Genomic DNA, 13,932 nt, shown 5'->3' with positions numbered 1-13,932 from the left:
AAATTTTCAGCCGTTTCTTTTTAAACTAAAAAAGTCTTTATCAAAGTTTAAAAACTTTGATAAAGACTTATACGATTTTAGGCAAACTTGAAACCTGAAACTTGAAACCTAAAAAAACTTAAGCATTAAAGCTGTCAATCTCTTCTTGAACGATTTCCCAATCAATAAGCAATTGCTCTAAATCTTCTTTCTTTTTATTGTAAGCAGTAAAAAATGAAGCATCTTCGATATGTTTATCATAATTCGTTTCTAACGCTTTGTCATCGTGTTGAATGTCTTTTTCTAACTGCTGAATCTGGCTTTCGATTTTGCTTAATCTATTTTGAAGTGCTTTTGTTTTCTTCTGATCCTCGTAAGACACTTTTGCAACTTCTTTTTCTTTGGGAGCAGCTGCTTTAACAACATCTTTTTTCTCCACTTCACGCATATTTTCCAAATTACGCTGCTCTAAGAAGAAGTTAATATCGCCAAGATATTCTTTGATTTTTTGGTCTTTGAATTCGTAAACTATATTCGACATTCCCTGAAGAAAATCCCTGTCGTGAGAAACCAATAATAAAGTTCCTCCAAATTTTTGAAGTGCCGCTTTTAAAACGTTTTTAGATTTAATATCCAAGTGGTTCGTAGGCTCATCCATCAGCAACACGTTGATTGGCTGTAACAACAATTTACAAAGTGCCAAACGGTTACGTTCTCCTCCAGAAAGCACTTTCACTTTTTTTTCTACGTCATCTCCACGGAAAAGGAAAGAACCCAACATATCGCGAACTTTCATACGATTTGTATCGGTTGCAGCATCTTCCATTGTTTGAAGCAAAGTGATTTCTCCATCTAAATATTCAGCCTGATTTTGAGCAAAATATCCTAATTGAACATTGTGTCCTAATTTGATATTTCCTTCATACTCAAATTCGTTTACGAGAGCTTTAATAAAAGTTGATTTCCCTTGTCCATTTTGTCCAACAAAAGCAATTTTACTTCCTCTTTCAACTAACAAACTAATATCTTTAAGAATCGTTTTGTCTCCGTACGCTTTCGTTACATGCTCCGCTTCTATTACTACTTTTCCTGGTTCTTTAGAAACGGGAAAAGAGATATTCATCACCGAATTATCATCTTCATCGACTTCAATTCTTTCTACTTTATCTAATTTCTTAATCAACGATTGCGCCATAGAAGCTTTTGAAGCTTTTGCACGGAACTTCTCGATTAATTTCTCTGTTTCTTCAATCTTTTTCTGCTGGTTCTTTTGTGTTGCTAATTGCTTCTCACGAATTTCATGACGCAATTCCAAATATTGGGAATAAGGTTTATTGAAATCGTAGGCTTTTCCAAGAGAAATTTCGATTGTTCTATTGGTAACATTATCCAAGAACATTTTATCGTGCGATACAATAACTACAACTCCAGGATAATTACGAAGGAAATTCTCTAACCAAATAATACTTTCAATATCTAAGTGGTTAGTAGGCTCATCCAGAAGCAATACATCATTTGACTGCAATAATAATTTAGCCAATTCGATGCGCATTCTCCATCCTCCAGAGAATGTTTCAGTTTGATTATTAAACACTTCTCTTTTAAAACCAAGACCTAAAAGAATTTTCTCTGTATCTCCAACATAATTGTAACCGCCAAGAAGATCAAAACGATGTGTGTAATCAGACAAATCCTCAATGATTTGTCCATATTCTTCACTTTCATAGTCGGTTCTAGTAACCAACTGATGATTGATTTCTTCTAGTTTTTTCTCAACAATTTTAATTTCTGTAAAAGCTTCATATGCTTCTTCTAAAACAGTTCTTCCTTGTTCAAAATCAATATCCTGACGAAGAAATCCCATTCTGATATCTTTCTCTTGAGAAATAACCCCTGAGTCTGGCTTGAAATCTCCCGCTAACATTTTTAGCATCGTCGATTTACCAGCTCCGTTTTTACCAACAAGACCTACGCGGTCGCCGGCGCCTAAACGAAATGTAACTTCTTCAAATAAATAGGTTCCACCAAAAGAAACGGAAAGATTGTGTATATTAAGCATAATGTATTGCTGAAAAATCTAGAAATTAAATACCTTGTAAATAAGCGAATTGCCCGTTACAATTTTGAAAGTGCAAAAGTATAACTTTTAATTGAAGTTTTTATACTGAAAAAGAATAGCTTTTGGAAAATTCAAAAACTAAAATCTTATCTAATTTTGAATTTTATAGAAAAAAAAGGGAAAATCACATCCTTAACTGTCGCATCCAAAACCAAACCAAGAAAAGCTGTAAGTTTTTATCCTGATTAAATAGCTTAAAGCCTGAAAATACCTTATATTTGCTCAAATAAATTCTCCTATTCACACTGTATCCAAATACAATTGAAGTGAATTAAAGACTATAAAAATTTACTTAAAATGTTCAAAAGAGGTTCCAAACTAAATAGTATCGTAACAGGAAGTTGTCCAAAATGCCAAAAAGAAAGCATGTACGAAGACAAAAATCCACTTCATTTAAGTAAGGTTCTCAAAATGAACGAACATTGCAGTCATTGCGGATTCAAATATCAAATTGAACCTTCGTTTTTTTATGGCGCCATGTATGTGAGTTACGGCCTAAATGTAGCGGTTGGAATTGCTGCTTTTATTGTTTCTTTTGTCTTTTTCGGAGCCACGATCGAACAGTCTTTTATCGCAATTATCCTAACATTAGTTGTTTTGTTTCCTTTCGTATTACGCCTTTCGAGAAACTTATACATTAATATGTTTGTTTCTTACGATCTTAAAGCTGGTCAGAAATAAGGCTCTTCAGATACCTTTTATGAAATCTCTTAATGTCAGCTTCTCGATCTAATGGAATTTTATTTTCAATATGATCGTATAAAGCTTGTGCCATTGCAGGCCCCAACATTACACCACGAGTTCCCAAGCCATTAAGAATATGTAGTGTTTTATGTTTTTCATGCGTTCCAAGCAAAGGCCTTCTATCTGCAACTGTTGGACGAACTCCTGCAAAGTGTTTCACGATCTCAAAATCGCAAGTAATAATTTCTTTAATACGTTCTAGAAGCTCTTGTTTACCCTCTTCTGTAGGCTCAGCTGTTTTATCCTGCCAGTTGTACGTAGCGCCTACTTTAAATAAATCGTCTCCCAGAGGCAAAATAAAAACACTTGTGTTTACAATTACATCTAACTTCAAGTCTGGCGCCTTTATAACAAAAAGCTCTCCCTTTGTACCATCTAAAGGCAGATAATTAAAATAAGGGTTTTTATGCATTCCGAAACCCTCCGCAAAAATAATATTTTGAGCTTGAATACCTTTGTATTGAATTCCTGAATCTAAAAACTCTATCGCATTTACATCAAAAGATTCTTCTTTCAATAAATTATTTTGCAACAAATATTTTTTATAGTGATCCAACAATAAAGCAGTATCTACATAACCTGTATGCAAAACTTCTCCGTAATCGTATGGAGAATCGATGCTACTGTATTTTTTTGAAATTAACTTAGTCGATAAAAAAGGCGCCAAATTGATTTTATCTGAAGCGGCAAACCAATTATTCTGTTCTTCAATTGAAAAGAACTTTCTTAAAACCGGCATTTTAAAATTGAATTTTTCTTTTAGTTTATCCTCTACCAGATTATAAAACTCATTCATTATTACCAATTGTTCTTTTGCATTCCAAACCTCACTAAAACGCTTTAAAATTACAGGATTATACAAACCACCAGCAACTCTCGAAGAATTCTGAGATTTGTCATCTAAAAGCAAAATAGTTTTGTTGTTTTTAAGGGCAACTTCGGCAAAAGAAATTCCAGCTAATCCAGATCCAATAATTAAATAATCAAGCATTGTGAAGTATATAAATAAAATAAAAAAACTCTTACTACAAAGGTAGCAAGAGTTTTTCTTATTCTTTATCATACAAGCCTAGTAATTCCACATATCCTCTTCAAAATTACGAATCTTTTCTTTTACTCTTTCCGATTCTAACAATTGGCTCTGCGCATTATCTCTAATATAATCTTTTATCTCTCGATCACCATACACATTTTCTTCTTTATAAATTACAGAATTAAAACGTCTAGAATTTAAGATTTGATCAAATGAAATTGGCAATGCTGAATTTTGATCGTTAAAAGCTTTGCCCTCATGCAAGACCTCTCGCGCATTCGGAAAGAAAACCCAAAACAATTCAATATAATCTTTTTCATCACTGTTCATTGTGTAAACATCAGGAGTAACTGGACAAATACCAAGCAAACGATATTTCAAATCACTTTGTCTTTTATCAAAATACCAAAACCCTTTAATCTTATACATACTAACATCTGCAGCCGTTAGATCTTGTTTCAAAATATATTCAGCAGGAACGGTTCTAGTTGGCCCTACCGTTTGATCAACATAGGTAACTTTCTTATTTTTACCAATGCCAGTAACTACTTTCTTTTTAACAACACGTGTTCTGTAATCATCAGGATATTGATTAATAAGTTCTCGACCAGCATCTGTCGTGTCAACACGCGACAATGAGCCTTGAATATCTTTTAAACTTTTTTTGGTGTTAAAATAACTATCGGTATACACTTCTGTTATCTTTCCATTGCGCATAGCTTTCGTTAAAATATCATAAAGCGATCGCCTGTCTGGACCAATATTTGCAGTATCTACAGGAAAATACAAAGGGAAGTTGATCTTTTCATTCAAATCTATAATTTCCCAAACCATTTTCCCCATCAAAATATCACGATCATCAACATAACCATATGCTAATGGTTTGTCATTATCAGATATCATTTGAGCAGGTGTCCTAACCCCTATCTGATCGGCAGTTTTGGCATTAAGTAAATTAGACTGAGCATTAGAAGGTAGGCCTCCAAGAACAGTAACAATAGCAATTAATAAATTTCTTACTTTCATCATGATAATTTTTACAAGACATTAAACGAAATTTCATTATAAATATTGTTATTTTTCTTACATAAATAAAAAAATAATCCGCTAAAATTAGAAAAGCAGCTTTATTAATTTATTGACATAAAAAAAACTCTTACTACAAAGGTAGTAAGAGTTTTTTAATTATTATGCTATGTATCAACTTAGTAGTTCCACATATCTTGTTCGAAGTTGCGAATTTTTTCTTTCACTCTTTCAGATTCTAACAACTGATTTTGAGCGTTGTCTTTCATGTAATCGCTAATCGCTCTGTCTCCGTAAAGGTTTTCCTCTTTGTAAACAACAGCATTAAAACGTCTTGAATTTAAAATCTGATCAAATGAGATTGGAAGAGCTGAGTTGTTGTCATTGAAAGCTTTTGCTTCATGCAATGCTTCTCTGGCATTTGGGAAGAAAACCCAAAACAATTCAATATAATCCTTTTCATCACTATTCATAGTATAAACGTCTGGAGTTACAGGACAAATTCCTAGCAAACGATATTTTAATTCACTTTGACGTTTATCAAAATACCAGTATCCTTTAATTTTATACTGAGAAACATCTGCAGCAGTTAAATCTTGTTTCAAGATATATTCAGCAGGAACTGTTCTTGTTGGTCCAACTGTTTCTTCAACATAAGAAACTGATTTGTTTTTACCTTTACCAGAAACTACTTTTTTCTTCACAACACGTGATTTGTAGTCATCAGGATATTGGTTAATTAACTCTCTACCAGCATCTGTTGTATCAATACGAGATAATGACCCTTCGATGTCTTTCATAGATTTTTTAGTGTTGAAATAACTATCAGTATACACTTCTGTTACTTTTCCACTTTTAATAGCTTTAGTTAAAACGTCATAAAGAGAACGTCTGTTCGGACCAATATTAGCTGTATCTACCGGAAAATACATTGGGAAGTTAATTTTCTCATTTAAATCAATGATTTCCCATGTTGTTTTTCCCATCAAGATATCTCTATCATCTACATAACCATAAGCCAATGGTTTATCATTATCAGAGATTAATTGAGCAGGAGTCTTAAGTCCAATCTGATCTGGGGTCTTTGCATTTAGCAAATTAGATTGCGCATTAGAAGCAAAACCTCCAGCGATAGAAACAATAGCTATTAAAAAATTTCTTACTTTCATCGTGGTATCGTTATAAGATATTGAATGTAGTTTACACTACCTTTATTATTGTATTTCGTAAATTACAGGAGCAGTTCTTGGCAATAAATAACTACCAGCTCCAACAAGTTTAGTTTTAATTTCAGAAATAGTAACTTGGTCTCCTTTACCTGCTCTTGAAAGTACTTGTTTACATTGTGCATTCATTTTGTTTCCTGTAACAACAACTGTAGGCTGTCCAGCAATTTTCATATTGAATCCAACAACATCTAAACCAACTTCAAAATCAAAATCAAGAAGTTTAGCACCAATAGTAGCAATCTCTAAGTTAGATTTAGGACCTTTAACAACTCCCATCTCACCTCTAATTGTTCCTGTTGGACCAGGAATACCTTTAATTCTGAATGTTTTCTTATCAGTTACTTTGTCACCATTTGGTAAAGTACCTGTTACAGAAATTGTAGTTTCAGTACCTTGACCTGGGCTCATGTTATATTTTCCTGGTTTTCCAGCAGAAGATAAACCTGGAGCACTAGCAACAATCTTGTTAGCATCAACTCCCGCAAAAGATACAGAGATTGGGTTAACCACTCCTCTATACACTACGTTCATTTTGTCTGCAGAAATTGTAGCAGCGTTTGGTCTTGGAACCACAACATATTTTCCAGAGAATTTTAATGGAATGTTTTTTCCATCTTCTAAGAAAGTAAATTGTCCATTGATGTCTTGTTCTCCAACTCCACCAGCAGTTAAAGAGATAACAGCTTGTCCGTTCACAATTTGTCCAGGACCTTGGAATGAAGTAGGTGTTGTGTTTTCGTCATAACGACCTAAAACTACTTTACCTGTTACTTTTTCACCTTGGAAATAAGCATTTTTATCTAAAACAACGATTGCTTGGTAGTTGCTGTAAGAAGCAGCAGCAACTGCAGCTTTACCTAATGCACTGTTGTAAACGTCAGCTTCAACTTTCTTAACGTCATTTTGCCAAGCTGAAAGTTTTGCAGCTGTAGCGATTGCTGGAAATCCTTTGAAGTGGTACGCTAAGTATTTTTCTTTAATGCCTTCTTTGTTTTTTACATCAGAAACATCAAATTTTTTCTCAACCTCCGCAATGATTCCTGCGTATTTTTTATCTGTTCCTAAAGCTGCTTTGATATCAGCTTTATATTTTTCGATTTTAGAGATAATTTCATTACCTTTTTTAGTATAACCGTCTCCTGTAAACCAGTCGTCGATGTTATCTCCTCTATCCATAGACTCATAAGGCATTTTTCCAGTTTCTTTATCAACTTCGAAACCTTTAACAGCCTGAGCTTTTAGAGTAGCTATATAATCATAAAAATCTTTTGTAATTGTTTCAACTTTGTGCGCTGTAGCTGCAGCCATAGCAAATTCTCCTTTTGCTTCTGCCGCTTTTTGATCTAAAGCTGTCAATAAACCAGCATTAGCCGTATTTGAAGTAGTATTAGCTCCTTCGAATTTTTCATTCATCAAACCAAAAGCAGAAATTACTTCTTTTGATACGTTCATTGCTAACATCGCGATGAAAACCAAGTACATCAGGTTAATCATCTTCTGTCTAGGGGTTAATTTTCCTCCTGCCATTTTTTTCTAATTAGTTCTTATTAATAAATTTAATATTTAGTTAAAAACTAATTATCCTTTGTTACTCATTGCAGAAAGCATACCACCGTAAACGCTGTTTAGAGAAGCGATGTTTGCTGTCATAGATGCCATTTGCTCTTTTAATTTAGAAGCATTTTCAGCGATTTCTTTGTTAGCCTCAGCATTTCTAGAAGCACTTTCTAATTGTACTTTATATAAACTGTTTAATGATTCCATTTGAGCAGCAGCTAAAGACAATTCTTCAGAATATTTCTTTTGTCCTGCGATTGAATCTACAGTTGGAGCAATTCCTTTAGCAGCAGATTCGAAGTTTTTGATTGAATTTCCTAAACTTGACATTAATTCACCGTCAATTTTAGCTTCTTTTAATAATGAATCTAATTTTTGAGATAATAACCCTTGAGCTTCAGTTGGGTTCTCAGCTTTCACCTTTTTCTCTCTAGCTTGTCCATTAGCTAATTCTGGGTAAACTAAAGTCCAATCTAGTTCTTCTTCAACTGGTTCGAAAGCAGAAAGAGCGAAAATTAACGCTTCAGTTACTAATCCTACAGAAAGCATAACTGTACCAGTTAACGGTCCAATCTCAAAGTGAGTAATTTTGAATAACGCTCCAACGATTACCACTGCCGCTCCCATACCATAAGCGAAATTCATTGCTTTTTTACTTAATAATGCCATAATACTTTTTTTTTAGGTTTAAAATAGATTTGTTGGATATTGATAAAATTATAAATTACTTTTTTCTGTTTCCGGTAACTTGCGTTCCCATGTAATCTTGTACAGTTCTGAATCCGATATAACTTCTAGCAGAATCAGCATATTCGTGGTCACGAGTGCTTACCTGTAGGAAATAAGCAACGTCTTTCCAAGAACCTCCACGCACAACTTTTCTTTGGTTTTTACCATCGATTACGTTTGGATTCATTGTAGATACGTACTCGTAAGCATTTGGATTATAAGCTGAATCTGTCCATTCTGAAACGTTTCCTGCCATATTGTATAATCCGTAACCGTTTACATCATAAGATTTAGCTTCAACAGTGTAAAGCGCTTCGTCAGCAGCATAATCTCCTCTACTTGGTTTAAAGTTTGCTAAGAAACAACCTCTATCACTTTTAGTATAAGGACCTCCCCATGGGTAAGTAGCAGACTCCAGACCTCCTCTAGCAGCGTACTCCCACTCTGCCTCAGTTGGTAATCTGAAAGCATTTACAAGGTCACGCCCTTTTTTCTTAGATTTGATATAACTGTTTTTGTTTAGGGTTCTCCAAGCACAAAACGCTTTAGCTTGTTTCCAAGTAACACCTACTACAGGATAATCCCCATAAGCTTTATGCCAGAAATAATCATTATGCATTGGCTCATTGTATGAGTAAGCGAAATCTTTAATCCAAACAGCAGTGTCAGGGTAAACATTTACTTGTTCCGTTTTTACGAAGTCACTTCTTTTTCCAACTTTAGCTTTTGCAGCAGCTTGAATATCCATCCAAGAATAACGGAATTTCAATTTATTTACGTCAATTGTTCTTAAACCATTGTATGACTCTTCAATTGGAAGATACATAGAATCCATTACCTCAGTATAATACTCATCCGGATATGCTTTTGTATCTTTAATTAACTTAACTTTTTTGTTTAATTTTCTTCCAGCATATGGATCATCTTTTGTACCCACACTATAGTAGTTATCGTACATGTATTTATCATAAGCGGTCATTTTTTCTGGATCAGAATCGTTAAAAGCGTAGTCAGCAATACTTCCACCTTTTTTACCTTTTCCATCAGTAGCTTTTTGTCCAGTTTCGTCTGCTAAGATTGCTAAACGAACTCTCATTGTAGAATCTTTTACCCACTCTACAAATTGACGATACTCACTATTTGTAATCTCGGTTTCATCCATGTAAAATGAACGAACAGTTACAGTTTTAGTTGGAGCATCTTCTACGTTAGCTAAATCAGCATCTGATTTACCCATTATAAAAGATCCGCCAGGAACTAATGTCATTCCGTAAGGTTTCTCAGGATGCCATTTCCCTCCTGTAACACCAACCAATTCACCTTTGTCACCTGACTTACCACAGCCGATTACTAGTGTTAACATTGCTGCAAATGCAATAAACTTCTTCATATAAATTTGGGATTATCTATTCATTATTAAAAGTCCGTAAACGTATTTATTATTTATCTAAAAAACAATACCTATTTGCGAATTTATTTTACCGTTCAAAAATAATGTTAAATAAAATAAAAAAAAAATATTTTATCGATAAACTGTTACAAAAAATCGATGTAAAACGTTAATTTTTATACTTTATACTTATTTTCCTACTAATTAATTTTAACCTTTTTAATCAGGTTTTAAAAACCTAAGAATTCACTTAAATTTTTGATCTACAAAGCATTTTTTCGTTGCGCTTTCCACCATCTTTCTGGCAATTCTTGATTGCAAGCCGACAAATATTCGTCGTAAGAACAGGGTAATAACGTATTTCTTTTTAATTTATTGTGACCATTTGATTCAAACGGAATTTCAATCCACCAACGATCTGTTTTATCACTTTTATAGAAGATCAACTCTTCATCATCCAGCGGAACGATATATTTCAAATAGTTTGCTCTGCTTCCAAATGGATACTCTTTCGAACGATAGTGATATCCTTCAATAAAATACCATACAATCTGTGAAATAATAGCCGATTCAGCCGTTGTACTGTTATGATTGAATATTCCAAAAGAAGAAACTTTATCACTGATACCAGCGTATCTTGCTAAAGCACAAATCTCTTTCCCATTAAATCCGTTTGGCTCAAAAGTAACCATGTTTGCTGAAGCTGAAGATTTTACAGAATTCAAATCTATACTAACCAAATCAGCATCTCTGAAAACCGGTTCAGCCAAAGTAATTTTATTCGAAATCTCACCCAGACGATAAGCATCAAAAAACAGCTTTTCGATCAAATCGATTTCTTCTTGTGAATTATAATATGTTTGATATCCTATGTTGCAGTAATTGAAAAGGTTATTTGGCTCATCAATAATAATTTTCGTCAAATATGAATTAGCTGAAACTGACTCATTTTCTTTACCGAAATCAAATTTATTATCGACTGCAACCAAATTCACCATCTGCTCCAAATCATCGTAGGCACGATACATTGCATAGGTCAAATCCTGAGAACCTCCCAGGACTATAGGAATGACTTTATTCTTAATTAATGCTGCCGTAACTTTCTTTAATGCAAAATAAGTATCCTCCACAGAATCGCCTGCAATTATATCTCCTAGATCCGCAATTGAAGCATCCCAGTTGCCAGGAAACATACCGTAAAGCTTTTTACGGACAGCAGAAAGATTAACTTCGTTAACCATATTAATATTGGTACGGTCTTCTAAAACACCAATTATAGCGATATTAATCTGTGCAATATCAGGAAACTGATCTTGGGTATGAAAGACAACTTTACTTCCAAGCTCTTGTGAAGACAGTGCTCCGACGAATTTTACAATTCCGTCATTAACTGGTTCTAGAAAATCAAATTCCATTTATATTTATTTCTTTTTAGCAGCTGTTTTTTTAGCTGGTGCTTTTTTAGCCGTTGTTGTTTTTTTAGCAGCAGTTTTCTTTGCTGGTGTTTTTGCCGCAATCATTTCTTGAACTTGAGCCAATGTTAATTTTGTTGCATCAACATCTTTACTTAATTCAATTTTGATTTTGCCTTTTAGAATTACAGAACGTCCCCAACGGGCTTTTTCCACTACAATTCCTTCTTCCTCCCAATTATGAAGAACTTTGTCAATGTTTTTCTGAAGTTTATCTTCAATTAACTCTTCAACATCAGCTTGAGAAAGATTATCAAAATTGTATTTCTTGCTTACGTTTACAAAAAGTCCGTTCCATTTGATAAATGGCCCAAAACGTCCGACCCCTTTTTGAACTGCTTCTCCCTTATAAACTGCAATTGGTGCGTCAGCAAGTGCTTTTTCATCAATTAATTCTTGCGCTCTTTCTTTAGAAACATTAAGCGGATCTTCTCCTCTTGGCAACGAAATAAAAACGCTTCCGTGACGCACATAAGGACCGTAACGGCCATTGTTCACTTCTACTTCTTCGCCTTTATATTCACCTAAACTTTTTGGAAGCAAGAATAAATTTAAAGCTTCTTCAAGCGTAATGTTTCCTATATTTTGGTCTGCCATTAAACTAGCAAACTTCTTATCTTCATCATCTGCTTCTCCAATCTGTGCCATTGGCCCAAATTTCCCTAAACGAACTGAAACTTGTCTTCCGTCGGCATCTTTTCCTAGAATTCTTTCGCCACTTTCGCGTTCAGCATTTGCTTCGACTTCTTTTACATTTGGATGAAAGTGATTATAAAAGTCCTGCATCATCTTAGCCCAGTCAATATTTCCTTCTGCAATTTCGTCAAAATCCTGTTCCACTTTTGCAGTAAAATTGTAATCCAGAATATTTTCAAAATTCTTTACTAAGAAATCCGTAACAATAGTTCCGATATCAGTTGGAACCAATTTTCCTTTATCAGAACCTGTGTTTTCTTTTAACAACTTCTCTCCAACTTTGTTATTTTGCAAAGTAAGCTGCGTATAATTTCTTTCCTGACCTTCTAAAGTTCCTTTTTCAACATAATTTCTATTGATAATTGTTGAAATAGTCGGAGCATAAGTAGACGGACGACCAATACCAAGTTCTTCTAACTTTTTAACCAAAGACGCCTCTGTATAACGTGCAGGCGGTCTTGAATATCTTTCTGTGGCTGTAATATAGTTATTAGCCAGTTTTTCATTTACTTTTAAAGCAGGAAGCATTCCTTCTTGCTCTTCTTCATCATCATCATGTCCCTCTAAGTACACTTTTAAGAAACCTTCAAAAAGCAATACTTCTCCAGAAGCTGTAAAAATTTCGCTATGATTATCTGCTTCTATTTTTACGTTTGTTCTTTCCAATTGCGCATCGCTCATTTGAGAGGCCAGCGTTCTTTTCCAGATCAAATCGTACAAACGAGCTTGATCACGATCAATATTTACAGAGTGACGAGACATATCGGTTGGACGAATTGCTTCGTGCGCTTCTTGTGCTCCTTTGTTTTTATTAGCAAAAACTCTCGGTTTAGAAAATTCTTTTCCGTAAGACTTAATGATTTCAGCTTCGGCAGCGTCCATTGCTTCTTTAGAAAGATTTACCGAATCCGTTCTCATATACGTAATAAGTCCCGCTTCGTAGAGACGCTGTGCTAATTGCATGGTAATTCCAACTGGCAAGTATAATTTTCTTGCCGCTTCTTGTTGCAGCGTAGAAGTTGTAAAAGGTGCTGTTGGAGATTTTTTGGTAGGTTTAGTTTCTAAATCGGCTACCTTATATTTAGAATCGATATTTTGATTTAAGAAATCTTCGGCTTCTTTTTTAGTATTGAAGTTTTTTGGAAGTTTTGCTTTAAAAGCTTTTCCTGCTTCGTTTACAAATTCTGCAACAATTGAATAGGTTGCAACTGCATTAAAATTTTGAATTTCACGTTCTCTTTCTACGATCAAACGTACAGAAACAGATTGTACACGACCTGCTGAAAGTCCGCCTTTGATTTTTCTCCATAAAACCGGAGATAATTCGTAACCTACTAAACGGTCTAAAACACGACGTGCTTGTTGTGCATTTACTAAATTATAATCGATTTCTCTTGGATTGTCAATTGCTTTAAGAATCGCAGATTTTGTAATCTCATGAAAAACAATACGTTTGGTTTTTTTTGTATCTAGCTTTAATTCTTCCGCCAAGTGCCATGAAATAGCCTCTCCCTCGCGGTCCTCATCGCTTGCTAACCAAACCGTCTCGGCATTCTTAGAAAGTGATTTTAGTTTTGTTACCAAGGCTTTTTTATCGGGAGATACTTCATATTTAGGTTTAAAACCATTTTCAACATCTACTCCTATTTCCTTTGACGGTAGGTCGGCTATGTGTCCATAACTCGACTCCACCTGAAAATCGCTACCGAGGAATTTCTCGATCGTTTTCGCCTTTGCAGGTGACTCTACTATTACTAAATTCTTTGCCATTGCTCTATTTTTCTGCAACAAAAGTATCTATTTTTTTTAAATATTAACCTTACGAATGCATTTTTGAAGTATTTTGATATTATGAAACTTAAAATTGCAGATTTATCTGTAATAATCTCGATAATATATATAGGTATAACTTTTAGTGATTCTTGACCAAGAAATGTGCTTTTTATTTTAGATTTTAG

Annotated in this window: 10 protein-coding genes; 1 reads left to right on the top strand and 9 read right to left on the bottom strand. The window is 34.2% G+C overall.

The annotated features are described in order from the left end of the window. Positions 1-118 precede the first annotated feature (118 nt). A complete protein-coding gene (locus ABTV69_RS09070) occupies positions 119-2,038 on the bottom strand; it encodes an ABC-F family ATP-binding cassette domain-containing protein (RefSeq protein WP_433835604.1) in 1,920 nt (639 codons plus the stop codon). A gap of 357 nt (positions 2,039-2,395) precedes the next feature. On the opposite strand from ABTV69_RS09070, the gene ABTV69_RS09065 reads away from it, so the two are divergent. Continuing rightward, positions 2,396-2,779 carry a DUF983 domain-containing protein gene (locus tag ABTV69_RS09065; RefSeq protein WP_433835602.1) on the top strand — a complete coding sequence of 128 codons (384 nt, stop codon included), beginning with the start codon at positions 2,396-2,398 and terminating at the stop codon, positions 2,777-2,779. Here ABTV69_RS09065 and ABTV69_RS09060 read toward each other — a convergent pair. The 8 genes from ABTV69_RS09060 to topA all read right to left on the bottom strand — a co-directional run bounded on the left by ABTV69_RS09060 (position 2,760) and on the right by topA (position 13,744). After that, on the bottom strand, positions 2,760-3,833 hold the full coding sequence (locus ABTV69_RS09060; RefSeq protein ID WP_433835600.1) for an NAD(P)/FAD-dependent oxidoreductase: 1,074 nt from the start codon (positions 3,831-3,833) through the stop codon (positions 2,760-2,762). The genes ABTV69_RS09065 and ABTV69_RS09060 overlap by 20 nt on opposite strands. A 78-nt stretch (positions 3,834-3,911) precedes the next feature. Continuing rightward, positions 3,912-4,901 carry a gliding motility protein GldN gene (gldN, locus tag ABTV69_RS09055; RefSeq protein WP_433836685.1) on the bottom strand — a complete coding sequence of 330 codons (990 nt, stop codon included), beginning with the start codon at positions 4,899-4,901 and terminating at the stop codon, positions 3,912-3,914. A gap of 179 nt (positions 4,902-5,080) precedes the next feature. After that, positions 5,081-6,070, bottom strand: a complete 990-nt coding sequence (gldN, locus tag ABTV69_RS09050) for a gliding motility protein GldN (RefSeq protein ID WP_433835598.1) — start codon at positions 6,068-6,070, stop codon at positions 5,081-5,083. Between the two features lie 45 nt (positions 6,071-6,115). Then, entirely contained in the window at positions 6,116-7,657 is a 1,542-nt protein-coding gene (gene gldM, locus ABTV69_RS09045; protein ID WP_433835596.1) for a gliding motility protein GldM, read from the bottom strand. A 51-nt stretch (positions 7,658-7,708) separates the two neighbouring features. Further along, on the bottom strand, positions 7,709-8,356 hold the full coding sequence (gldL, locus tag ABTV69_RS09040; protein ID WP_433835594.1) for a gliding motility protein GldL: 648 nt from the start codon (positions 8,354-8,356) through the stop codon (positions 7,709-7,711). 55 nt (positions 8,357-8,411) lie between these two features. Next, positions 8,412-9,806 (bottom strand): gliding motility lipoprotein GldK, encoded by a 1,395-nt coding sequence (gene gldK, locus ABTV69_RS09035; protein ID WP_433835592.1) that lies wholly within the window; start codon positions 9,804-9,806, stop codon positions 8,412-8,414. Positions 9,807-10,069: 263 nt separating this feature from the next. Further along, a complete protein-coding gene (locus ABTV69_RS09030) occupies positions 10,070-11,221 on the bottom strand; it encodes a formimidoylglutamase (protein ID WP_433835590.1) in 1,152 nt (383 codons plus the stop codon). 6 nt (positions 11,222-11,227) lie between these two features. Then, positions 11,228-13,744, bottom strand: coding sequence for a type I DNA topoisomerase (gene topA, locus ABTV69_RS09025; protein ID WP_433835588.1), 2,517 nt, complete (start codon positions 13,742-13,744; stop codon positions 11,228-11,230). Between the last annotated feature and the right edge of the window lie 188 nt (positions 13,745-13,932).

This window comes from Flavobacterium anhuiense, from assembly GCF_050990855.1.
Lineage (GTDB): Bacteria > Bacteroidota > Bacteroidia > Flavobacteriales > Flavobacteriaceae > Flavobacterium > Flavobacterium anhuiense_C.
The sequence above is the reverse complement of the archived record's forward strand: the minus strand, read 5'-3'. Positions and strand labels throughout refer to the sequence as shown.

What these genes read in the sequence shown, in the direction of transcription:
- ABTV69_RS09070 (WP_433835604.1), bottom strand. Translation starts at nt 2,038, where the DNA reads ATGCTTAATATACACAATCTTTCCGTTTCTTTTGGTGGAACCTATTTA.
- ABTV69_RS09065 (WP_433835602.1), top strand. Translation starts at nt 2,396, where the DNA reads ATGTTCAAAAGAGGTTCCAAACTAAATAGTATCGTAACAGGAAGTTGT.
- ABTV69_RS09060 (WP_433835600.1), bottom strand. Translation starts at nt 3,833, where the DNA reads ATGCTTGATTATTTAATTATTGGATCTGGATTAGCTGGAATTTCTTTT.
- gldN (WP_433836685.1), bottom strand. Translation starts at nt 4,901, where the DNA reads ATGAAAGTAAGAAATTTATTAATTGCTATTGTTACTGTTCTTGGAGGC.
- gldN (WP_433835598.1), bottom strand. Translation starts at nt 6,070, where the DNA reads ATGAAAGTAAGAAATTTTTTAATAGCTATTGTTTCTATCGCTGGAGGT.
- gldM (WP_433835596.1), bottom strand. Translation starts at nt 7,657, where the DNA reads ATGGCAGGAGGAAAATTAACCCCTAGACAGAAGATGATTAACCTGATG.
- gldL (WP_433835594.1), bottom strand. Translation starts at nt 8,356, where the DNA reads ATGGCATTATTAAGTAAAAAAGCAATGAATTTCGCTTATGGTATGGGA.
- gldK (WP_433835592.1), bottom strand. Translation starts at nt 9,806, where the DNA reads ATGAAGAAGTTTATTGCATTTGCAGCAATGTTAACACTAGTAATCGGC.
- ABTV69_RS09030 (WP_433835590.1), bottom strand. Translation starts at nt 11,221, where the DNA reads ATGGAATTTGATTTTCTAGAACCAGTTAATGACGGAATTGTAAAATTC.
- topA (WP_433835588.1), bottom strand. Translation starts at nt 13,744, where the DNA reads ATGGCAAAGAATTTAGTAATAGTAGAGTCACCTGCAAAGGCGAAAACG.